27 protein-coding genes are annotated in these 22223 nt (G+C 46.5%); 11 read left to right on the forward strand and 16 right to left on the reverse strand.

The annotated features are described in order from the left end of the window. Positions 1-2: 2 nt before the first annotated feature. The gene (locus LPQ35_RS08175; RefSeq protein ID WP_193808290.1) at positions 3-1100 is read right to left on the reverse strand and encodes a DUF362 domain-containing protein; all 1098 of its coding nucleotides are present in this window, start codon (positions 1098-1100) and stop codon (positions 3-5) included. Positions 1101-1151: 51 nt separating this feature from the next. On the opposite strand from LPQ35_RS08175, the gene LPQ35_RS08180 reads away from it, so the two are divergent. After that, positions 1152-2129 (forward strand): hypothetical protein, encoded by a 978-nt coding sequence (locus tag LPQ35_RS08180; RefSeq protein WP_193808291.1) that lies wholly within the window; start codon positions 1152-1154, stop codon positions 2127-2129. On the opposite strand, the gene pyrH is transcribed toward LPQ35_RS08180, so the two are convergent. Continuing rightward, positions 2119-2778: a UMP kinase gene (gene pyrH, locus LPQ35_RS08185; protein ID WP_193808292.1), complete on the reverse strand. Its 660-nt coding sequence runs from the start codon at positions 2776-2778 to the stop codon at positions 2119-2121. The genes LPQ35_RS08180 and pyrH overlap by 11 nt on opposite strands. A gap of 118 nt (positions 2779-2896) precedes the next feature. Here pyrH and LPQ35_RS08190 point away from each other — a divergent pair, with 118 nt between their 5' ends. Together LPQ35_RS08190 and LPQ35_RS08195 are read left to right on the forward strand one after the other, a co-directional pair. Then, complete coding sequence (locus tag LPQ35_RS08190; protein WP_048090743.1) at positions 2897-3259, forward strand: ArsR family transcriptional regulator; 363 nt, start codon at positions 2897-2899, stop codon at positions 3257-3259. After that, a complete protein-coding gene (locus LPQ35_RS08195) occupies positions 3256-3963 on the forward strand; it encodes an alpha/beta fold hydrolase (RefSeq protein WP_193808293.1) in 708 nt (235 codons plus the stop codon). The genes LPQ35_RS08190 and LPQ35_RS08195 overlap by 4 nt, the downstream gene beginning before the upstream one ends. Here the strand turns inward: LPQ35_RS08195 and LPQ35_RS08200 are convergent. Genes LPQ35_RS08200 through LPQ35_RS08215 form a run of 4 tightly spaced genes read right to left on the reverse strand, consistent with a single transcriptional unit; the run spans position 3953 to position 6524 of the window. Next, entirely contained in the window at positions 3953-4606 is a 654-nt protein-coding gene (locus tag LPQ35_RS08200; RefSeq protein ID WP_193808294.1) for an adenylate kinase, read from the reverse strand. The genes LPQ35_RS08195 and LPQ35_RS08200 overlap by 11 nt on opposite strands. Before the next feature lie 36 nt (positions 4607-4642). Next, positions 4643-5176, reverse strand: coding sequence for an ASCH domain-containing protein (locus tag LPQ35_RS08205; protein ID WP_193808295.1), 534 nt, complete (start codon positions 5174-5176; stop codon positions 4643-4645). Beyond that, positions 5173-6318 carry a radical SAM protein gene (locus LPQ35_RS08210; RefSeq protein ID WP_193808296.1) on the reverse strand — a complete coding sequence of 382 codons (1146 nt, stop codon included), beginning with the start codon at positions 6316-6318 and terminating at the stop codon, positions 5173-5175. The genes LPQ35_RS08205 and LPQ35_RS08210 overlap by 4 nt, the downstream gene beginning before the upstream one ends. Continuing rightward, on the reverse strand, positions 6315-6524 hold the full coding sequence (locus LPQ35_RS08215) for a winged helix-turn-helix domain-containing protein (RefSeq protein WP_193808297.1): 210 nt from the start codon (positions 6522-6524) through the stop codon (positions 6315-6317). Before LPQ35_RS08215 ends, LPQ35_RS08210 begins: the two co-directional genes overlap by 4 nt. Positions 6525-6579: 55 nt before the next feature. Between LPQ35_RS08215 and cobS the strand changes: the two genes are divergently transcribed. From cobS to LPQ35_RS08230, 3 genes are read left to right on the forward strand one after another with little or no spacing between them, the layout of a single operon-like run. Then, entirely contained in the window at positions 6580-7305 is a 726-nt protein-coding gene (gene cobS, locus LPQ35_RS08220) for an adenosylcobinamide-GDP ribazoletransferase (RefSeq protein WP_193808298.1), read from the forward strand. A 23-nt stretch (positions 7306-7328) separates the two neighbouring features. Next, positions 7329-7829 (forward strand): NTP transferase domain-containing protein, encoded by a 501-nt coding sequence (locus LPQ35_RS08225; protein ID WP_193808299.1) that lies wholly within the window; start codon positions 7329-7331, stop codon positions 7827-7829. Next, a complete protein-coding gene (locus LPQ35_RS08230) occupies positions 7793-8443 on the forward strand; it encodes a protein-L-isoaspartate O-methyltransferase (protein WP_193808300.1) in 651 nt (216 codons plus the stop codon). The genes LPQ35_RS08225 and LPQ35_RS08230 overlap by 37 nt, the downstream gene beginning before the upstream one ends. Positions 8444-8473: 30 nt before the next feature. Here the strand turns inward: LPQ35_RS08230 and LPQ35_RS08235 are convergent, their stop codons facing one another. From LPQ35_RS08235 to LPQ35_RS08260, 6 genes are read right to left on the reverse strand one after another with little or no spacing between them, the layout of a single operon-like run. Next, the gene (locus LPQ35_RS08235) at positions 8474-9256 is read right to left on the reverse strand and encodes an enoyl-CoA hydratase-related protein (RefSeq protein WP_193808301.1); all 783 of its coding nucleotides are present in this window, start codon (positions 9254-9256) and stop codon (positions 8474-8476) included. A gap of 4 nt (positions 9257-9260) precedes the next feature. Then, positions 9261-10445, reverse strand: a complete 1185-nt coding sequence (locus LPQ35_RS08240; RefSeq protein ID WP_193808302.1) for an acyl-CoA dehydrogenase family protein — start codon at positions 10443-10445, stop codon at positions 9261-9263. 46 nt (positions 10446-10491) lie between these two features. After that, a complete protein-coding gene (locus LPQ35_RS08245) occupies positions 10492-10965 on the reverse strand; it encodes a zinc ribbon domain-containing protein (RefSeq protein ID WP_193808303.1) in 474 nt (157 codons plus the stop codon). Between the two features lie 5 nt (positions 10966-10970). Next, positions 10971-11501: an OB-fold domain-containing protein gene (locus LPQ35_RS08250; protein WP_193808304.1), complete on the reverse strand. Its 531-nt coding sequence runs from the start codon at positions 11499-11501 to the stop codon at positions 10971-10973. Between the two features lie 5 nt (positions 11502-11506). After that, positions 11507-12706, reverse strand: coding sequence for a thiolase domain-containing protein (locus tag LPQ35_RS08255; RefSeq protein WP_193808305.1), 1200 nt, complete (start codon positions 12704-12706; stop codon positions 11507-11509). 5 nt (positions 12707-12711) lie between these two features. Beyond that, positions 12712-13857 carry a thiolase domain-containing protein gene (locus LPQ35_RS08260; RefSeq protein ID WP_193808306.1) on the reverse strand — a complete coding sequence of 382 codons (1146 nt, stop codon included), beginning with the start codon at positions 13855-13857 and terminating at the stop codon, positions 12712-12714. A 309-nt stretch (positions 13858-14166) separates the two neighbouring features. Between LPQ35_RS08260 and LPQ35_RS08265 the strand changes: the two genes are divergently transcribed. Both LPQ35_RS08265 and LPQ35_RS08270 read left to right on the forward strand, forming a co-directional pair. Continuing rightward, a complete protein-coding gene (locus LPQ35_RS08265; protein ID WP_346297725.1) occupies positions 14167-14463 on the forward strand; it encodes a TIGR00366 family protein in 297 nt (98 codons plus the stop codon). 40 nt (positions 14464-14503) lie between these two features. After that, positions 14504-15280 (forward strand): TIGR00366 family protein, encoded by a 777-nt coding sequence (locus LPQ35_RS08270; RefSeq protein ID WP_346297614.1) that lies wholly within the window; start codon positions 14504-14506, stop codon positions 15278-15280. 52 nt (positions 15281-15332) lie between these two features. Here the strand turns inward: LPQ35_RS08270 and LPQ35_RS08275 are convergent, their stop codons facing one another. Continuing rightward, positions 15333-15455: a hypothetical protein gene (locus LPQ35_RS08275; RefSeq protein WP_346297615.1), complete on the reverse strand. Its 123-nt coding sequence runs from the start codon at positions 15453-15455 to the stop codon at positions 15333-15335. Between the two features lie 81 nt (positions 15456-15536). Between LPQ35_RS08275 and LPQ35_RS08280 the strand changes: the two genes are divergently transcribed. Then, the gene (locus LPQ35_RS08280) at positions 15537-16292 is read left to right on the forward strand and encodes an alpha/beta fold hydrolase (RefSeq protein ID WP_193808309.1); all 756 of its coding nucleotides are present in this window, start codon (positions 15537-15539) and stop codon (positions 16290-16292) included. Positions 16293-16353: 61 nt separating this feature from the next. Here the strand turns inward: LPQ35_RS08280 and LPQ35_RS08285 are convergent, their stop codons facing one another. From LPQ35_RS08285 to LPQ35_RS08295, 3 genes are all read right to left on the reverse strand, one after another. Beyond that, on the reverse strand, positions 16354-17958 hold the full coding sequence (locus tag LPQ35_RS08285; protein WP_193808310.1) for a sodium:solute symporter family transporter: 1605 nt from the start codon (positions 17956-17958) through the stop codon (positions 16354-16356). Then, a complete protein-coding gene (locus tag LPQ35_RS08290) occupies positions 17958-18188 on the reverse strand; it encodes a hypothetical protein (RefSeq protein ID WP_193808311.1) in 231 nt (76 codons plus the stop codon). The genes LPQ35_RS08285 and LPQ35_RS08290 overlap by 1 nt, the downstream gene beginning before the upstream one ends. A gap of 195 nt (positions 18189-18383) precedes the next feature. Beyond that, positions 18384-19094, reverse strand: a complete 711-nt coding sequence (locus tag LPQ35_RS08295) for a histone deacetylase (RefSeq protein WP_346297616.1) — start codon at positions 19092-19094, stop codon at positions 18384-18386. 433 nt (positions 19095-19527) lie between these two features. Between LPQ35_RS08295 and LPQ35_RS08300 the strand changes: the two genes are divergently transcribed. Then, entirely contained in the window at positions 19528-20856 is a 1329-nt protein-coding gene (locus LPQ35_RS08300; protein WP_428832250.1) for a CoA transferase, read from the forward strand. Between the two features lie 10 nt (positions 20857-20866). Further along, entirely contained in the window at positions 20867-22219 is a 1353-nt protein-coding gene (locus tag LPQ35_RS08305; protein WP_193808313.1) for a CoA transferase, read from the forward strand. Positions 22220-22223 lie beyond the last annotated feature (4 nt).

The following is a 22223-nucleotide window of genomic DNA, read 5'->3' on the forward strand; positions in this document are numbered from 1 at the left end:
GTCTATGGTACCTCTTCCAGTTCATATCTTCTGCTACCCAGTCCGAGTTCTTCGGCATACTCGACCAGTCTTTCGGGAGAGGTCCAGCTCCAGAATTTTTCTTTTATGAGTGCTTTGGAGGTCAGGCTTTCATTTTTGTAGGCATCGAGACTTGCCGTATCGATGGAAACGATATCGTTCGAGGCGAAAACGCCTATGTCAGACACTTGGGGTGGGGCGCTGTAAGGGTGACAGTCGCAGTGGGGAGTTATGTCTATTGCGAAATTCAGAAAAGCGAAATTCTCCTTTCCTACGGTATCGATCACCGCTTTGGCAGCCTCAACTATTCTTTCGGCAATATCATCCCCATCAAGCCAAGGGCCGAGCTTTACTGCCCTTTCCTCGCACACCTCTGCGCATCCCAGGCATTTCAGACATTTGTCGAGGTTGATTGAATAGTCTTCAATGGCATCGAAGGGACAGATTTCGACACATCTGTCACATTCGGTGCACTTTTCTCTATCGATCTCCGGCGGAGATGGCAGGTGTATGTCAAACTTTGTTGTTTTCGTTACGCATCCAACACCGATGTTTTTCAGACTTCCTCCAACCCCTCCCCTCATGTGGAGTTTGAAGTGAGTAACGGCAACGACAAAATCCGTCTCTGCTATGGCCCTCGCAACATGCACTTCCTTCAGGTGCTTGGTATTCTGCTCAACCCTGACCGCATCAAAACCTTTCAGCCCATCTGCGATAATTATCGGTGCTCCAACGGTCTGGGAGGTGAATCCATTCTCTTCAGCGATCTTAATTCTACCTATGGCAGTGGTTCGATCCCTCGTCAGACCGAGCCCGGTTGTCTCAGTTACATAGATTTTTGCCTTCTTCTCTTTAATTTTCTCGACGACCTTTCTCACAAAAAGAGATCTGAGCATTTTAGTCGTACCCCTGTCTCCAAAATGGGTCTTTACGGCTACGATATCTCCTTTGTCGATGTTATCTAGAATTCTACTTTCTTCAATCAACCTCTCAAGCCGTGAGACCAGACTTTTATCGGGCTGATACCATCTTGTTGGGTCTGTTATCTCAACATCTGCGGGGGTGAAAAACACTTTTGACATAGTTTGACATCTATTGCAAAATATTAAATATCTTTCGAAAAAAGAGGTAATATGAAAGGATTGGCTGCCGTAATGGTTATACTCGCCCTGGTTTCAGTGGCTGGAGCTTTCGAGATAACGCTTGAAGGGTATGACGGTGGAAACGTAACAGTCAGGCTTATTTCTCTCGAGAATCAGAATGTTTCCAAAGAATTTACTGTCCAGAACAGCACTCTGCTGATCGACAATCTTGAAAATGGAACATATCATGTGATTGTTGATTACAACGGCCTAAGATATACTGCCAACATTGTAGTTCCTGAAACCGAATCTCTGACAGTGAACTTCGAAAAAACGGACGATGTGTCGGTTATTGAGGCAGACAATATACATTATATACTGAATTATGATAGCAGCAACGGTTTCTTCGTAGTAATGGAGGTCCTAAACCTCAGAAATACCGGCAATCAGTTCTTCTCCGGAAACTTCACAAAGAAGCTGCCTGAGGGCGTGGATCATCTCTTTGTGGATCAGCAAACGCTTGCACAGTCAGGTGTTTATTTTGAGAATGTCACTCAGGGTGATGACTACATAGAAATAGAGAATCTCACGGTTCAGCCCAACGGAACATTCACTCTTGCATTCATGTACTTTACCGATGCGGATCCGGTCCTGATCGTGGACCACCCTGCCAAGGTGTTAAGGGTAATCTCGCCTGAATTCATCACAGTTCAGCTTCCAGAGAACTTTGTTCAGGAAAACACCATTACAAACTCTGAAGGTGTCGTTTACAGGGTTTACAGAACCGACAACGTCTCATCTGGCAGTGTATTCCAGCTTCAGGCGGAAGTTGATCAGACCCAGGTTTCTCCTACAGGTACTACACAGCCCGGAAATTCCGACAGCTCCGGTGTGGATACAACTCTGCTTGCGGGTGTCGCCCTTATTGGAGCAGGAGTTGCAATACTTGCGTATTCGAGGTTTTCGAAGAAAGGAGAAAATGGCGAAGAGGAGGAAGAAGACACAGGTGGATGGGAGATCAAGGAATAATCTCAGTTCCAATTTTTTCCCCTTTTAATGCCTTCCTCAGGTTTTCAGGAGTTCCTAGAAAAACCCTTGCATTAATTCTGCTTCTCTGAATTATTTTGGCTGCGAGCAGGTCAACAACACTGCTGCTTCCTGCGTTGATTTCGCTTCTGGAGACTATTTCAACAAGCTCTGACGATGTGAGCCTTTCATATCTCTGAGCCTGAGGATTTCTGTTTGGATCTGAACTGTAAACACCATCCACCGATGTGGCGATTAGAAGCTCCTCAGCTCCTACGAATTCTGCCACAATGGCAGCCGTTGCGTCGGTCGTGTGTCCCGGAAATGTGCCGCCCATGACCACCTTTTTGCAGGTTTTGAGGAGAATCTCCACTTCTTCGGGAGAATGTGGAATTTTGCTTGAAGCATCACGGAGGGATGCGGAGAAAACCCTTGCATTCACTCTGGTGACGTCGATACCTATTATATCGCACAGGGTCTCGTTAGCTCCCAGGTCTCTTGCGATCTCTATGTATTTTCTTGCTATTTTTCCGCCACCCACAACTATGACAAGCTTTCCATCAAACTCGTCAATCACATCTGCGAATTCCGAGATTTTATTTGCCTCGAGATCTCCGAAAAGAATTGAACCTCCAAGGGCAAGAACTTTCATCCCTTCCCCTTTATCCTGACGGGTAGAAAAACATTTCGAGTATACTGGAGTGTTTTGAATAAAACAATAAATAGTAAAATATTTATATCATCATGGAAAATAATAATGAGGTGATATTATGGAGCTATCCGATAAGGATGAAAGGCTTGTGGAGCTCTTAGCTGAAGCAGGCTTAAACAGGAATATTGCCAGAGTCGTGGTTTACCTTTCAAAGGTTGGTGAAACAATTTCGAGGGATATTGAACGTGAGGCGAATCTGAGACAGCCTGAAGTCAGCCTTGCAATGAAAGAACTCAAGAATCTCGGGTGGATCAAGGAGAAGGAAATCAAGAGAAAGGGTAAGGGTAGACCACTCAAGAGTTACAAGCTCAGTCTTGATATAAAGGACATTGTTAAAGAGCTTGTTGAAAAGAAGAGGGAAGAGCTTAAAAAGCTTGAAAGCGAGCTTGAGGAGCTTGAAGAGCTGGTGGGGCTTAAATGAAACTGGATTTGATGATGGGGAGGAACCATGTCAGGTTGAATGTCGATGAGGCTGTTATAATCTGCCACGGACTGCCATATGAGCAGGGTTCCGCAATTGACAAGAGCTATGATTTGATGGCAGAATTTTTTTCAAAAAGGGGAATTGCTGCGGTTGTTTTTGATTTTTCCGGAACCGGGAAGAGTAAGGGAGATTTCAGCCTGCTATCCTGGCAGGAAGACCTGGAGTATCTCGTGGACAATTTTGAGAGGGTGCACCTTGTGGGCTTCAGCATGGGGGGCGTCATTGCATACTGTATCGATAATGCAGACACTTACAGCATAATTGCTTCACCATTCAGCACCAGAATATTCGAAGATGGGTTCCTTGAGGATATATATTCCAACGCAATTCTGAAGAGAACGCTGAGAGGACTTGAGAGTCTGGAATCATTCAAAAAGAAATTCAAAGAAGAATTCGAGATTCTTGCACCCGAAAATTCAATTCCGAAAAGAAACGTTCTTGTGGTTCATGGCGAACATGATGAAATTGTGCCTTTTGAAGAAGGTACGAAACTTTTCAGGCATGCTAAAAGGCCTAAAAAATTCGTTAATGTGAAAAACGGGGACCATTTTCTGAGAAAGCACAGAAAGGTTCTTGAAGTGGTGTATTCCTGGATTGTGGAAAAAAGGGAGGGAGAATCTGTGGAGAGCATCACTCTTTAATGCCCTCAAGCAGCGCCACTATCTGGCTCCATACTTCCTCGATATTCTTTGTTCCGTCAACGTTCTGGAGTGATCCCTTTCTTGAATAATAGTCTATGAGTGGGGCGGTCTGCTCTCTGTACACCCTCAGCCTCTCCTTTACGGTCTCTTCTTTATCGTCATCTCTCTGATAGAGGTCTCCCCCACATTTATCGCATTTTCCATCTACCTTTGGTGGACTGTAAATCAGATTGTACACTGCTCCGCACTCCTTGCAGATCCTTCTGTAGACTATTCTCTTGAGAATCTCTTCATCAGGTACTGCAATGTTTATCACAGCGTCTATCTTTCTGTTCATCTCGTCGAGAATGTCATCAAGTGCCTCTGCCTGGTTTATCGTTCTTGGAAAACCATCCAGAATGAATCCGTTCTCACAGTCAGGCTGCATCAACCTCTCTTTCACAATGCCGATAACGACCTCATCAGGAACGAGTTCGCCCTTGTCCATGTATTCTTTCGCTTTTTTGCCGAGTTCGGTACCTTTTGCCACTGCATCTCTCAGCATATCTCCCGTCGATATCTGGGGAATGCCGTATTTCTCAACAATTCTTTTTGCCTGCGTCCCCTTTCCGGCTCCCGGAGGTCCGAGAAGAATAAGGTTCATGGTGCTCAGTCTCCAGAGAGAATTATTAAAGTTTTTTCATTTTTGTTCGTTAATTATGGTGCAGGCTTTTCTCAGCACATCTCTCACTTCGCCCCTTTTCCAGAGTCCCCCAAGTCTGAAGGCCGTTTTTCTTATGCTTCCTGTCCTGAGAAAGAGTTCGAGTATTTTCCTTTCCTCATCGTTAAGCCCATCACTCTTCAAAGCCTTTTTTGCAATCTCCATTAAGTCTGAGTTTTTGTAGTGCAGTTCTGCCGGGTTTACCGGGGTTTTGAAGGGTGTAAACTCGAATTCTATAAGATACAGGTTCTCTTCCTGGGAGTAATACTGTTTCAGCTCCTCAAGAAGCTCATCTGCGCTTGAAAATCCCTCCTTTCTGGCAATCTCATCATCTATCTCGCTGAAGCTGATTTGCCTTATGTTCTTTATTCTTGCCTTACCGATGATCTTTCCTCCGCTATGCACGTAAACCAGTTCTTCAGGTTTTACATAGACTCTCTTTCTGATTGTGGATGTTTTTTCACCATTTAACAGCTTTTCAGCAAATTTCCTCTTGAATTCCAGGTGTTTCATATCTCCTCCCCTAAGTATGTTCCGTCTTTTGACCTGATTATTCTGAATTTGACGTGTTCTCCTACCTGCTTGTTTGTTATCACCGTAACAACTCTGTCCTTAACCACGGCAATTTTCTCACCAAAATTTCTGCCATCCATGATGATTTTTCCCGTGTACGTCTGTCCTTTTTTGATCTCTGACGGGTATCTTTTCCTCTTTTCTATTCCGAAATCTTTTGGACTGAGGACGAGTTTTACTCCGTACTCCTCCTCCCACTCTCGCAGTCTGTCGTAGAATGTTCTGAAAGACATCACGTGCCTGAGTTTCCGCCCTCCTCTGTAAGGTATGTACTTCTGTATGCCAAGAGGTGGCCATTTCTTGCCGGCACCAATGTCCAGGGCGAACTCAATTATCTTTTCGATATCTTCGTCATTGACTCTGGGAACCCATACTGGTGCAATGAGTAGGTCTATTTTGCTGCTTGCAATCGTCTCGGCAACGTTTTTGACTTTCTCCACCGGATACCTCACTCCGTATATCTCTCTGGCTCTCTCCTCGTCGAGCGTGCTTATGCTGAGATTAATCCTGTCAATTTTTCCCTCAAGACTGTTGATTGCACCCACACTCAGAAGTGTTCCATTCGTCTGGACGGAGATTACTTCGGTCTCTCTAACTGATCTGAGTTTTTCCACAAGTTCTGTAAAATATGGATACAGTAACGGTTCTGCCTGTCCATCAATATGGGCTTCTACACCCTCTCCCTTGAATCCGGCGACCTTCGAATACCATTCGGCAAGATAATCCGGATCGATTATGTAGTCGTTAGCCTTGGTTTTGGTCCCTCTGCCCTCATCAACACTGCAGAAAATGCAGTTGAGGTTGCACCCTGTTATCGGTCGTATCTGGAGGAGGTTTGTCCCTCTATCTATGATTCCAAATGCGGCATGTCCCAGCAGAGGCACTCCTGACTGCGCTGAGATATAATACAGGTTCCGTTTTGTGGTATGGTGTATTATCCTCTTTTCGTCAGAATACTGTATTATTTCCTCCTTCGAGTATTTTCTGCTCAGTCTCTCGTAAATTGATTTTTCTATTCTTATTTCTATAATCCTTCTCAGCAGAAAGACCTTCTCTCCATTTGATTCATACTCGCTTATCATGCTTTCTGCTTTTTAAGTACTTCAAAGCCCTTTTCTGTAAGTTTGTATGCCTCTCCCTCTTTGTTAATAAAATTCTGCTCCACAAGTCTTGCAATAACACTTTCAAGCATCTTTTCGGGAATTCGGACTGATTTTTTTATCGAGGTGAAATCCATTTCTCCGTGTTCAAGCAGTGCCAGTACTCTGAGCATGTTTCCTGAAAGCATACTCTTATTGACGCTATCGATTTATTAAACTCTTGCGCAAGGATTTTAATCGTAAGTGGGAAGAGTTGTTGTGGATGCGCTGAGGGCCGGTCTGAGTTTTTTCACGACACTGCGTATGGGGGGCGATTTTGAAAACCTCACGAATAATCTGTATCTAATGCCAGTGATCGGGGCAATTATCGGAGTGTTTGCAGGTGTGGTGGGTTATCCACTCTTTATGCTCAACCTCGCTATGCTGGCTTTTATTGTTTATGTTGGGATTGAGGGAATCAATCACATTGATGGGCTCGCGGATTTCTTTGACTCCCTTTTCGCCCCACCTGAGAAAAAAATTAAAGCTCTGAAAGACCTGAACATCGGTACGGGTGGCGTAATCGCCGTTACATCATATGCTGTTTTCTTAATTGCTCTGTTTGGACAGATGGACTTCAAAACGTACCTGCTCTCCATGATTCTTGGTCAGATTCTTGCAAAGCAGGGTATGCTCCATCTTATGCTTTCAGAAAAGCCACTGTGGGAGGGCATGGTATCTGAGTTTACCAGAAACAGGAAAAGGCGGGACTGGATTTCCTACGTTTTGACACTGTTTTTCTCCGGACTTATGATGCTGTTCGACCCCCTGTCCGTTGTTGTTTCTCTTGCGGTTTATGCTGTTCTACTTGTGCTGTTTCGGGGATATGTGAGAGGACGGTACGGTGGAATCAACGGGGACATGGTGGGTGCGCTGAACTGCCTGATTTTTCTTGCGGTGGTGATAGTCTGGGCGTTACTGCGATCGTGATGTGCGGAGGAAAGGGAAGCAGAATGGGTTATGTTGAGAAGCCCATGCTATTGGTCAATGGAATCCGGCTAATAGACATGGCTGTGAATGAAGTCGAACGGGCAGGACTTGATGCGATTTTTGTAACATCGAGGTTTACTGAGCGGACTGAGAAATATCTGATGGACAGAGGGTTAGAGGTATTTCGGGGTGACGGGACAGGGTACATGCAGGACATTCAGAAAGCTCTCGCGGAATACCGATTAACTCACCCTGTGCTGACTCTCAATTCCGATTTGTACTATGTTGTGGAAGGAGTGGTTAATCGGATACTTTCTCATTACTTTGCTGTAGACACACCTGCATTGACCACTGTGTATCCGGATGGGAGGCATGTAGGCATCAACATTTTCGACCCTATTTTCGGTGAGCAGGAGGAAGAAAAGGTAATATTGGATGAAAGCACTGTAATTAATATTGACACTCCTGCTGACCTGGAGAGAGCGTTATGGATGAGTACTTTGAGAAGAGAAAAAGACTGGTAGAACGGCTGAAAAAAGAGATTGGTCTATCTGAAAAAGTTGCCAGAGCAATTCTTGAGGTACCGAGGCATCTTTTTGTCCCTCCTGAAGTGAGGAGTGAGGCATACAATGATTATCCTCTTCTCATTGGGCATGGTCAGACAATAAGTGCACCCCACATGGTGGCAATAATATGTGAGCTTCTTGACCTTGAGGAAGGGGACAAGGTTCTCGAGGTTGGAGCCGGGAGCGGATACCATGCTGCAGTGGTTTCCAGAATTGTGGGTGCGGACGGTGTTGTCATAAGCGTGGAGCGAATCCCGGAACTTGCAGACAGGGCGAGAAAAACACTGAAAGCTCTTGGCTACACCAATGTGAAGGTCGTTGTTGGGGATGGCAGCATCGGCTATGAGCCTGAGGCACCGTACGATAAAATATATGTTACTGCCTCAGCTCCAAGAATTCCAGCAAAGCTTTTGATGCAGCTGAAAAACGGTGGGAGGATGGTCATCCCTGTGGGCGATTTTATTCAGCATCTGCATGTTGTTGACAGGGACGAATACGGCCAGATCAAAACAAGAAACTGGGGTGCGGTTAGATTCGTTCCGCTTGTTGGAGAAGAGGGATTTAAGGATTGATTCCAGTGTCAAAAATTGGAAGAATTGATTTCAGACCCATTTCCGCTCTTTTTCAAAGTTCGACTGCCTCCTCTCAACAAACGCCAAAAACCCCTTCCTGGAGTCGGGACTCGCAAATGCTATCGTGAACAGATCCCTTTCATACATTATACCATCTCTCAGGCTTATCTTGAACCCCCTGTTGACGGCATGTTTCACAAGCATCACCGCGTAGGGTGACTTCGACTTTATCTTTTCCACTAGCCCATTTACGGCATCCATGAGCCTGTCATGTGGCACAACTCTGTTCACGAGCCCGAATCTGTAAGCCTCGTCAGCAGAAATGTGATCGCCTGTTAGACTCAACTCCATGGCCCTCTTCCAGCCTATGAGTCTGGCAAATCTCTGGGTGCCGCCAGCTCCTGGGATTATGCCAATGTTTATTTCTGGCTGACCGAATCTTGCCTTCTTGCTCGCAATGATGATGTCGCAGGCCATGGCTATCTCGCATCCACCTCCAAGAGCGTAACCGTTTATTGCTGCTACGACCGGGATGTCGAGCTCTTCAAGACTCTCAAGCAGCGCTCCGAGATCCTCTATTATCCTCCTTGCCCTGAAGACATCGGTCTCCGAGAACATCTTTATGTCCGCCCCTGCGCAAAACGCCTTGCCCTCGCCTGTTACGACCATCACCCTTGCTGTTCTGCTGTTTTTTGCATATTCAACAGCATCCCTGAACTCCTTCACGAACTGCTCGTTTATGGCATTGAGCGCTTCGGGTCTGTTGAACCTGACCCAGACGACTCCATCCTTCTCCTCAAATTCGACCGCCATACTGTCAGCTCCTGTAGCTCTTGGGCATTCCGAGGACATGCTCGCCAATGTAGTTCAAGGCCATCTGCTGGGTTACGGGAGCGAGTCTTATCAGGTTGATCTCTCTCCACCACCTCTCGACATCGTATTCCCTTGTGTATCCATACCCGCCAAAGGTCTGCATCGCCCAGTAAACTGCTTTGATTCCTGCCTCAACTGCAACGACCTTTGCCATGTTTGCAGCCTCTCCAATCTCCTTGTAACTGGCGTTGTTGTCGAACAGCCATGCAGCCTTCAGATTCATAAGCTTCGCACACTCAAGAGTTGCGTAAGCCTCAGCAACAGGGAACTGCAGGCCCTGATAGCTGCCTATTGGATCATCAAACACCTTTCTCTGCTTGGAGTATTCAACTGCCTTGCTTATTGCCAGTCTCGAAATTCCTATCGCTGCGGCGGCAAAGCTCATCCTCTCCGGGTTGAGGGTGTCGAGAATCATGTACCACCCCTCATCCTGCGGAGGCATGAGTGCATCTTCCGGCAATCTAAGGTTGTTGAAACTCACCTCGCACGTCTTGGAGTAGTTTATGCCGTGCTTTGGTATCGGGTTTACTTTCACGGCTGGATCTGGCAGATCGGCAAGGAACAGGCTTATTCCGTGGGTCTTCTTCGGAGCCTCTCCCTTGGGAATCGTTCTGGCTATTATCAGCATTCCTTTCGCCCTGTCGGCGCCGCTGATGAATATCTTGTTTCCATTTATCACCCACCCATCTCCATCTCTGACGGCTCTCGTTCTTATGTTGAGTGTGTTCGTTCCCGCGTCGGGCTCGGTCAGAGCCATCGCAAACTCCAGCTCTCCCTTCGCTATCTTCGGCAGGTACTTCTCCCTCTGCTCCTCAGTGCCGTGCCTCACTATGCTCAGCGCACCGAAAACTTCTGTCAGGACGAGATACCACACACCACCCATTCCGCAGCCATTGGCAGCGAGCTCTTCCATGGCTATTAAAAGCTCCGTGACCCCCATCCCAGCTCCGCCATACTCTTCTGGGATTACTATGCCGAGAAAGCCCGCCTTGCTTATTGCCTTCCAGAACTCCTCAGCAAACTCGCCCTTCTCGTCCTTTTCCCTCCAGTATTCTGGAGGAAAATCTCTGGCAATATCTCTTGCAGCATCCGCAATCATCTTCTGCTCATCCGTAAACTTGAAATCCACACCCATCACCACCATTTTTAATTGTTAAAAATTCTGTGCAAAAAAATTAGGAAACGGGTTTGAAATAGAGGATGTCTGTTATCCTACCCTCCCTCTCCTCTTCTGGCTTCAGCACTGGCTGGACTTTCATTCCTATCTCCACGGTTTCCGGTTCAACCTCGCTAAGCAGGTGTATGATGCTCCCGTCTGTCCCATCAATCTCAATGATGGCATAGATTTCAGGCTTCTCCATCCTGTTTCCATCAGCATCGTAGCTAACCACGCTGAACGCCTTAACACATCCTTCTCCGCTGATTTCCACGAATTCTGTATCGCTGAAGTCGAATTCACAGTAAAGTCTGGGTGGGAAGAAGACGTGGCCGCACTTTCTGCACTTTGCTGCCAGAAACCTGCCCTCATCCCTCAGTTTTTTGAAAAATGCATCTCCTGCCTCTCCACTGGTGTAAATCCAGTAGAGCTCGATCTTCCCCTCAACATGTCTGAGCTCTGCGGGATTAACAATCTTCTCGTTGAACACCATCACCATCACCCCTCAATCGGTTTCCAGTAAAGGATGTCAGTTATCATGCCCTCTCTCTCTTCTGGTGGCTTCCACACTGCCTTCACCTTCATTCCGATGTAAACACTGTCCGGCTCAATCTCACCGAGCTTGTGAAGGATGCCCATCTTCGGTGATGCGCCATCTATTGAAATCACTGCGACAATCTCCGGCTCATCAAGAGGCCTTGCATCGGGGTCTATGTAGGATATTGAAAATGTCTCAACAGTGCCCGTGTCTTCGAGCTCTACCCATTCGTCGATGGGCCTGTAGCAGAGTTCGCAGAACATCCTTGGTGGAACCATCACCCTTCTGCATTTGTTGCACTTCGTCGCCAGAATCTTTCCTTCCTTCAAACCGTTGAGGAATTTGCTTATTGCCTGACCAGCAGTGAATTGATATCTTATATCTGTGTGATCCTCAACATGTGTCACCTTCCCTTCCTTTATGTCTTCTGCCTCAATACCATGCCCCTTTACGTAGGCAGGGGCTGAGATCTTCTTCTTTCCAACCGCCATCACAATCACCTCTTGTTGGACAGAACCATCACGGTTCCAACCTGCATCAGGTCTCCCCACGCCTGAGTGACTCCAGTTGTAACCTCCTTTGCCACCTGCCTCTTCCCCGCTCTGTAGGCCAGCTGCCAGTAAAGCTCTGCGACCTTGACGCCCATTGTTGCAGCAATCGGGTTACCCACTCCAAGCAGCCCACCGCTTGGACATACCGGCAGATCTCCATCTCTGGCGGTAACACCCTCTCTGGTCAGTATTGGGGCCTCACCCTTCTTTGCAAGTCCGAGACCCTCCATGTGATGCAGTTCCTTGTAGTCGAATGGGTCGTATGGTTCTGCAACGTCTATCTCCTTTCTCGGGTCAGTTATGTGGGCCATCTTGTACGCCATCCTGGCAGCCTCGGCAACGTACCTCGGGAAGTAGAGGTCTCTGTTTGTCCACCATGTTGTATCAAGGCTCCAGCCAACCCCGTCAACCCATACAGGCTCATCTGTGAGCTGTCTTGCAATGTGCGGGGCTACCATTATCAGAGCGGAAGCTCCATCGCTCGGAGGTGAGACATCCAACCTCCTGACGGGAAGAGCCATAGGCTCACTGTTCAGAACGTCCTCGACGGTTATCTTTTCAGCAACCTGAGCAGCAGGATGGTCAAGAGCATTTCCCTTGTTCTTGACCGATACAAGAGCGATATCCTCGTGCTTGATGTTGTTCTCGTGCATGTATCTTCTCATCTCAAGGGCGAATATCCAGATGAGGTTCGGATTGAGTGGTCTGTCAAGAATCGGGTCCCATATGTACTTGAATGCCGATTGCGGATGTGGATGCGATGAACTCATTTTCTCTTCAGTAATCACAAGGCAAACGTCTGCAAGACCGCTTGCAACATGCCAGTATCCTGCAATCGGGGCAAATACTCCCGTTCCTCCACCAACAAAGACCCTCATGTACGGTCTGTTGCTCCCTCCGGCACCGTCAAGCAGGTACTCACCTTTCATGTGAATGCCGTCGAAAGCATCCGGAGCTGAGCCCATCACAACCATGTCAATGTCCTGGATCTCAAGTCCGGCTTCTTCCAGAGCCTGTTTGACTGCATAGTAGCTGAGCTCCTTACCGGTTTCGTTCATTCTCCTCCTGAAAAGTGTGATTCCTGCACCGACTATTGCGACATCCTGCTTCTTGTGAAACTTCAATCCCCTAACCCTTTCGAACATCCGAATCACCTCGAGAAAACCGCAACGGCACCACTTGCAGTTGGAACATACCTCCAGGCCTGAGCAACACCGACTTCGGCATCAACCTGTCTTTTTCCTGCCTCTCCTCTCAGCTGAAGGACTATCTCCAGAGCTTTTTGACCTCCTGTGGCCTCGAGCAGATTTCCAATGCTGAGATTTCCTCCGGAAACATTTACCGGCAGACTTCCATCCCTGCTGAAGTACCCTTCGCTGAGAAGCGTGTCCACCTCTCCTACTTTGGCGAGTTTGAGTGCTTCGATGTGCTGAACCTCCTTGAATGCAAATCTGTCGTCTACCTCTGCAATATCAACCTGCCTGGCAGGATGTTCAATGCCTGCCATTTCGTATGCCATCTCAGCAGCCTTCCTCGTGTATTCAGCGGTGAAGCTCATCGTGTCGTAGTTGCTCGTCTCGCTCCACCAGCCTATGCCATCCACCCATACGGGAGTGTCGGTGAGCTGCCTTGCAACCTCATCGCTTGCAAGCACAAAAACCACTGCTCCATCTGCTCTTTCTGCAATCTCAAGCTTCCTGAGGGGATAGTACGCTGGATCGCTGTTCAGCACATCTTCAGCAGTAACGCTACCTGAGTACGGTGCGCTCGGATTGAGCCTCCCGTTCTTCTTGTTCTTCTCGACAACTTCAGCATAGGTCTCCTCACAGTAACCTCTCAGGTTGGAGTAATATGACTTCTCGAGGGCTGCGAAGTAGTACGGGTGTCCCTTGCCAATCGGTCTGAGCCAGACCGGATCAAATGCGAACTTTATCACGTTGCCGAACGTTAGGATGTCGCTCGCCTTGCTGTGAGCCTCGACAACGGCTATCTCCGCAAGACCGCTCTTTATGTGCATGAATGCTGTGGCAATGCCGTACAGAAAGTCTGCGGTTACGGTTAAGGTCGGCTTCAGTACCGCTCCAAGCTGGTCTGGAACGAATTCGTCAAAAATTGCAAACCCCTCCCAGACATCCTCTGCACACGTTACAAAGCTGTCCACGTCTCTCCTCGGGTTTATTCCTGCATCCTCGTAAGCTCTGACAGCGGCTTCATACATCAGCTCCTTCCAGCTGAGGTCTGGTGTGTTTGTGTTGAAGCCACTATATCCAACACCAACAACAGCAACTCTGGCCATGGTTTCACCGCGATAAAATTTACGTTAACGTAATTTAAATCTTTCGTAATTTTTCATTACCAACAGAATTATTTAAAAAATTAACTGAGTTCAAGTCCACCACATAACTCGGGATCATGCGGGACTGATTTATGAATGTAACCGTTATCTTCCCTTCAAATCCAAGAACTTTGAATGCACGGGCTGAAATGTCACATGGCCTGTACAAATACTTCATATCCGTTTCGGAATCCATGGGTTTGAGAGGTTGTGATGAATTCCTCGAAAATTTTATAATTATAAATAGCAGGATTTGGACTGGTGGTTTTTATGGCTGAGCAGAAGGTCAGCCTTTTTGAGAAGGTCGGTTACAGAATTTCAGGAAACGTCGAGAAATGGATGCCGGATCCATTTCTCTTTGCCATCTTGCTGACGTTTCTGAGCTTTATTATGGGGGTAGTTATAGCGAATCAATCTCCGATGGACATGGTATTGCACTGGTACAAAGGCTTCTGGACACTGCTAACCTTTGCCATGCAAATGGTGCTGATTCTTGTTACAGGGTATGCACTGGCACATCACCCTTACGTGCACAAAATGCTTGTGAGGAGTTGCTTCAATTCCTAAGGATGGGAAACAAGCCTCCGCTTTGGTTGCACTTTTTGCAATGGTATTTTCATGGATTAACTGGGGACTTGGGCTGATTGTTGGGGCATTACTGGCAAGGGAGGTTGGAAAGCAGGCATACTACAGAGGAGTTGCGATCCATTATCCGGCTGTTGTCACTGCAGGATATACTGGACTGGGAATGATATGGCACTGGGGACTTTCAGCTTCAGCTCCACTGCTCTCAGCAACCGAAGGACACTTCCTTGCAGATCTTATCGGCATAATTCCAACAAGCCAGACTATATTTTCCGTATATGCTCTTGGTTTGAGTGTCCTCTCGATCATCTTTGTTGTAGCAGTTATGTATGCTATATCTCCCTCTGATCCAAAACTTTGCAGGGGAATTGATCATTATGCTCCGCACCTGCTTGAAGAGAGAGAGGAGGAGAAGAAAATTGAGTTAAAAACAATTGCAGATAAGCTTGAGAACAGCGTACTCATTGGACTTATTCTTGCGCTCATGGGAATCATCTACATTGTGTATTACTTCGCGGTCCTTCAGAAAGGGCTCAATCTCAACATAGTGAACTTCACGTTCCTGTTTATCGGACTCCTGCTGTATCTCAGACCAATAAGGTATCTCAGGGCATTTTACAACGCAATACCATCGTCAGCAGGCATTGTTTTGCAGTTCCCGTTCTATGCCGGAATAATGGGGATGATAAAGTACTCCGGACTTGGTAAGATAATGGCAGGATGGCTGATAAAGATCTCAACTCCAACAACTTTCCCGATTGTAGCATGGCTGAAACAAAATTCTGAGCCTGATCTCTGAGTCTTGGATTCAGAGCATTTGTGTTTGGATTTTCGATAAGATACACCATGCTTTATAGGGCTGTCTTCAATTCAAGGTCTTTTTCTGCAGTCTGCATTAAGAGCAGAATTCTATCCTCCGTCTCCGCAACTGTCAGGATTTCATCTTTTTTCTTTCTGGGAAATTTGAGTCCCATTACATCATAATTTATCAGAACTGTTTTATAGGTATCGTCCGGAATTATTTTTGAACTTTCGTAAAATCGGGGTGGAGTTTGATGGCTGAGAGAATAAGGATTGACGTGAATGGTAAGGCAATTTCAGTTTTGAAGGGGAAGGAAAGAAATCTTTTCTACATCCACAGTTCAGGAAGTGATGCGGAGCAGTGGAAGTATCAGCTTGAAGCTGTGGGAGGATATGCGATAGATCTCCCGAATCACGGGGAGAGTTATGAAGCTGAAATTAAGTCGATTGATGATTATGCGTTTTATGTGAGCGAGACGGTGAAAAAGACCTGCGGAAAGGCAGTCATCACTGGCCACAGCCTTGGTGGAGCTGTTGCTCAGAAAGTCTGTGTGAATTATCCTGAGCTCTGTATTGGACTGGTTCTGGTTGGAACTGGTGCAAGACTGAGAGTTTTGCCCGAGATACTTGATGAGCTTGAAAGCAGGCCTGATAATGCTATCGAGAAAATACTGGAAATGGGTTTTTTCCGGAAAGGGGATGAATACTGGAGGATGAGGGAAAAGTATCTGAAAAATTCTGAGGTTCTTCACCTTGACCTGATGCTATGTGATAAATTTGATATGCTTGAAGATTACCGGAGTGGAAAAGTCCGAATTGAGGTCCCGGTGCTGATCGTTGTTGGGGCAGAAGACAGATTAACACCGGTGAAATACGCTGAATTCTTCAAAAATCACATTGAAAATTCGAAACTTGTAGTAATCGATTCTGCAAGTCACATGGTGATGGTTGAGAAGCCGGATGAGTTCAACTCAGTCCTTAAAGCGTTTCTGACGGACATTATTCCTTAAGAACAGCGCTCCTGTTATCTGCTGTCCTGTAACTGCCAAAAAATAAAAAATTGTAATGATTTCAAACGTTTTCGGTCAGCTCAACACAGTATTTGTTCACAGTCTCGTCGTCCGGCGGGCTAGTAATCAGAGAGATTATGATAAACAGCAGGAAGCCCACCGGAATTGCCCAGAACTGGTGTGGTGTGACGATCCATGCTGCCTTGTTGTCGCCGAAGAGCACCTGGTTCAGGAAGAACCACGCGTGATGACCGAGGTTGAACTTTGCATGCAGCCATGCGTACAGGTGGAGGAAAAACATTATTATCGCGGTTGTCCACATTGCCGTTCTTGTTGCTCTCTTCCACCACAGCCCGAGGATGAGTCCCGGACCTATTGAGGCTATGAGTGCGACGAATGCCCATCCAGAGAGGTCGAGAACAAGCGCTGGCGGGTTGAAGGATATGATCATGCCGATGATCAGAAAGACTATGGAAACGATCCTTGCAGTGGTGACTGGGTTCTCCTGCGCATATGTGCTTTTGAGCTGCATGCCGAGCAGATCTCTTGTAACAAGTGTGTTAACGACCATGACCCATCCCGCAGCCGTGGACATCGCAATGGCCAGACCACCTGCTGCAAGAATGCCGAGAACGAGCGGGTTGGATAATGCTTCAACTGCGGCAATCATTGAGTAGTCAACAACTGAACCAACCTGATATGTCTGCTGGATGATTTTCAGCACACCCAATGCACTTCCTCCGGCTTCAGCAGCAAGCGGGTGATAGTTTTCGATCATCACCTTTGCACCGGCACCTATTATCTGAAGGGCCATGTAGAATATACCTGCGAACAGTGCAGTCCAGAAAATGCTCCTTCTTGCGGTTTTGATGTCCATGGTTGTGAAGAACCTGACAACCGTGTATGGCATCACCGCAAAGCCGAAATGCCAGGTGAAATACCACCCCATGATTGCAAGCCATGTCCCAACAAATGCATGCGGGGGCTCCGCATCACTTGCCGTGTTGAAGAACTTGGGGCTGTTGGCGAGAACTGCTTCGTGGAATCCCTGAAGACCTCCGAATTTCATTATCATCACAATCGCGGCGATAACCGCGGCCACGGTCATCAGAGCGGCCTGGAATGCTGCGTTCCATGATGTGGCAACCATGCCTCCCCAGACGACATACAGCAGAACAATCACTGTGCCTATTATAACTCCGTAGATGTAGTTGATCTTCAGTATCGCAAGCAGGAAGAGTGCCATACCGACGATTGACAGCGTTATGTACAGTATCGAACCGAAGGCAACTATCACTCCAATCAGCCATCTGAGCTTCTCGTCCCTGTATCTGTCCGCATAGTAGTCTGCAAAACTGGTTGGTGCGTACTTTCTGAGGGCTGAAGCTGTGAGCAGTGTTGCGAGAGGCATTCCGAGAATAATTGCTGCCATTGCCCACCAGAACGGGTAACCGAGGATGAATACATAGGCTGGCAGTCCTAGCATGGATGCGGGGCTAAGGTATGTAGACTCAAGAGCCAGTCCGTTCACAAAGCTGCCGATCTGCCTGCCAGCAACGTAGTAGTCAGTTGCACTTTTCAGCTTCTGCCTGCTCCACCAACCGATATATATCGTTATCAAAAAGTACAAAGCCGTAACTCCAACAACAATTGGATCTACGGCCATCAGCTACCACCTCTCGCTTCTTCTGCCTTTTCGGGTATGTAGAAGTACAGAAACGCTACCACCACTGGTATGATGAACGTCCCTATCAGACTCGCGTATATTGTCGGCGCAAGCACTGGTCCGATCCACACGTGGTTGATCCCTGCAATCGCTTCGAGGGCCCACATCAGGAATGTGTACCCATACATCACTAAAACACCAAGCCAGAATACTTTTGGCGGCCAAGGCATTTTCTCACCTTACGTTAATTGATAATAATTAACCATATAAATTTTTCGCAATTTGTCATTATTAACACTTGATGAATTGATGCTGGGTTTCAGCAAACCCCTTGATGTAAAATCTGACGAAAAGAGGTTGACCTTAATATCTTTAGTAAAAATATCTTAGAAAAAGATGGTAAAAAGATATACAGACTGTTTTAACTACGGTTTCAAGAGTTCCTTTATAACTGTCAGGGTGGAAGCTTTTGCCACATTTGGTAACATTCCTCCTCCAAGAACAACAACGAGCTTTTCATCGCACACACTCTTCGCCAGACCTTTCAATTTTTTTGAAATTTCCATATATTCGTCAACGGTCAGCCCTGCATCTGCGTAATCTCCGGTGTGTGTATCATGTCCGAAATACCAGAAAATCATTTCTGGGGAGAACTCATCGACCCGGACAGAAAATTCGTCTATTATTTCTATGTATTCTTTTTTGTCAAGTCCCCTGTAATTCCTGTCTATCCTGAGACCGTCTGAACTTTCGAAATCCTTCATGCAAATACAGAAATGAAGGATGTTCTCGTCACCCTCAACAAGCTCTCTCGTTCCATCTCCATGATGGGCGTCGGTATCAAGTATAGCACATCTAACTTCACCTTTATTTTCTCTCAGGTTTTCAATGGCCAGGACCACATCGTTGAAGCAGCAATACCCCCAGAAAAGTCTCTTACCTGCGTGATGTCCCCCGGCCCCAATGTAGCAGAAGGCGTTTCTGAGGCTGCCTTCATAAACCATTTCGGCGGCTTTTACAACCCCTCCGGCTGAGTGCCATGCTGTGGAACACAGTGGATCTGCAGTCACATCTTCCAGTAGCTCAAAATCATGCACTCTGAGGATCAAATCTTTGCTCACCACTGGACAGTCCATCAATTTGAAATTTTTGAAACTTCTTAATTCTTTGAATGCTTCAGGGAAATCTTTCAGTCTCGTGCCTGCTGTTAAATAGCTACGTCTGCTGAAACTTGTGTGGTAAAACACTCCTGTCGGTTTCACAGATCGAATTTATGAAAAATGGAATAAAATGCTTTTCATAACTCTTCGGTGTTTGATTATATGACTGGTTGTTTTGTTAAGGGTTGCTGTATTTAGTAATGCTCAGAGACCACAAAATACTGTCACCTTACGTTAATTGAAAATAATTAAGAATATGTAAATAATTAGGAATATACTATGTTTAGTATGTATATTGGTATAATTCAAAAATAAATGTAAAATAGTAAATTCAATCTTCAAGAATCGAAAAACTTATATATTTGGGCTTATTTGAATTATTAATCGATATAATACTGGGGTGATTGTGTTGAGCGTTGAAAAATACATGGATTATGTGAAAAAGCTACTTGGTGCTGAAGACCTCTTTGATAACCCGGAACCCCTGAAAGGTGTAAGGGTTCTCGAAGTCTGTTCGGTCGTTCTCGGACCTGCAGCCACTGACTACCTTGCAGAATTTGGTGCGGAGGTCATCAAATTTGAGGCTAGAAGAGGAGACCAGATGAGATATGTCACTCCATACGCCTACTTCTGGAGGAATTTGTCTCCCGGACTGCTTGAGCAGAATCATAACAAGTACTGGGTCGGTATGCACCTTGGACATCCAAAAGCAAGGGAGCTGTTTTATGAATTCGTAAAAAAGAGCGATGTTGTTGTTGACAACCTGACTCCCGGCAGACTGTCCAAGTGGGGACTGAGTTATGACAGGTTGAGGGAAATCAATCCAAGGATAATACAGCTTCATGTTTCTGGATTTGGTTCGTGGGGGCCCTACACTGGCAGGACATCGTATGATGCCATAGCTCAGAGTGAAGGTGGGCTGGCGTATATAACCGGTCATGAAAGGAGAGGACCGTTAAAATCTGGAGTCTGGATTGCCGACTGGACGACTGCGCTGATGTGCGCAATTGCAATAGTGGCGGCTTTGAACTACAGAGAGAGAACGGGAGAAGGGCAGTACATTGACTACTCTCAGGTGGAGAATGTGGTAAGATTTCTGGACTGGACTTGGATGTATGTTTTCAGGACAGGCGAGAATAGAGAGAGATGCGGCAACAGAGATCTGGCCATCTGTCCCTCAGACCTGTTCGATTGCAGGGATGGGTGGGTGGCCATAGCTGCATTTTCTGAGGATGAATTCAGGGGACTCTGTCAGGCGATGGACAGGATGGACCTTTATGAAAAGTATGCAGACCCACTTGAGAGGTTGAAAGACGAGAATGCGAGGTACATTCTCAGGGAGATTGCAGAATGGGCAAAAACAAAGACTGTCAGAGAAGTTGAGGAACTGGCAGATAAATATGGCTTTGCAGCATCGCATGTTATTGATGTTGAAGAGGCCTATTACAGTGAGCATTTGAGGGAGAGGGGTGCGGTTCAGTCGTATGACGATCCGCTTTATGGTGAATTCGTCGAACCCTGTTATCCTCCGAGAATGGAGACCCCATCTAGGCTTAAATGGGGGGCCAGACCTATAGGCTTTGATAATGAGTTTGTTCTGACAAAGTATCTCGGTCTGAGCATGGATGAAATTGAGTCTCTGTATGAAGAGGGCGTGATTTACAGATGGAATCCAGATGTTCCGCCACAGTCCCCTCCCCCCGACTGGGATGGGAAGAAAGGTTTGAAATTCCCATGAGGTGATGAAAATGGAGGAAAAATCAATTACTGGTATGGCTCTTGATCCTCACTACGCCAGGTTCATCTACTCGGAAACAAACCCTGATGACGTCACAAGAAAACCTGAAGCAGTTGATGACATGGTCGTTCTCGATATGAGTCATGGAAACTATGCCGGACTGTTTGCATCCTCAATTCTTGCCGAGCTTGGGGCAGAGGTCATCAGGATCGAACCACCAGACGGCGACATCGCAAGAAAAATGACTCCTTATGGAATAATGGTAAATGATGCAGGACTGGCATATCTGACTGAGGGTAGAAATAAGTTTCACGTTACGTTGAACATAGAAAGTGAAGAGGGTAGAGAAATTCTCAAAAAACTTGTCAAAAAAGCTGATGTTCTAATTGAGTCCTTCAAACCGGGGTACATGGATTCTCTGGGGCTGGGATACAAACATCTAAGGGAAATCAATCCGGGTTTGATATACTGTGCGGTTAACACCTACGGGCAGTTTGGTAAAGATGCGAAGGAACACGGAAACCAGCCCGGATATGATCTCATAGATCAGGCAAGAGGCGTTATCATGTCTGTAACAGGAGAACCTGATCTCGATCCTGATGTCCCTCAGGAATACAAGAAACCTCTCAAGCATGGGAACTGGATGGGATGGTATGTAGGCGGAGCATGGGCGGCCTTTGGAATTCTCCTTGCAATGCTGCACAAAAGGAAAACGGGAAAAGGTCAGCTTATTGACACCGCTCCTCCTGAAGGGATGATGGCAATAGCAAATTACCTGATGCAATATTTCCACCTTACAAAGAAAAAGATGGTCAGGGCAGGGAACTTCGACTATGCCGTTTTTCCCTACACGTATGTGAAGTGCAAGGATGGCTATGCATTCATGTCGGGGTTCACAGATCCAAACTGGGCAGCTCTGTGTGAGATTATGAATCGACCTGATCTGGAAAAGCAGTTCCCTACAATCAGAGACAGGCTCAATCCGGAAAATCAGCCCAAAATACAGCGAGAAATTGAGAAATTCACGATGGATTACACCTCTGCCGAACTCTTACAGATGGTTATGGAGTATTCAAGAAAACCAGACAAAAAGGGGACTGTTGTAACTGGCAGACTCAACGCTCCCAAGGAAGTTCTCGAAATAGAACACCTGAAGGTAAGAAAAATGTTTCTGAGACTTAAGGACCCGCACTATGGAGAGGTGCTGATTCCAAATTCTACGTTCAGATTCATGTCCAAGACACCCGGAAGAGTGAAGTGGGTTTGCAGGCCGATTGGAGCGGATAACGAGTATATTTACGGGAAGTATCTGGGCATATCTGGTAAAAAGCTTGATGAACTGAAAAATATGGGAGTAATTTAATTTC

It is taken from the genome of Geoglobus acetivorans (assembly GCF_039641995.1).
Lineage (GTDB): Archaea > Halobacteriota > Archaeoglobi > Archaeoglobales > Archaeoglobaceae > Geoglobus > Geoglobus acetivorans.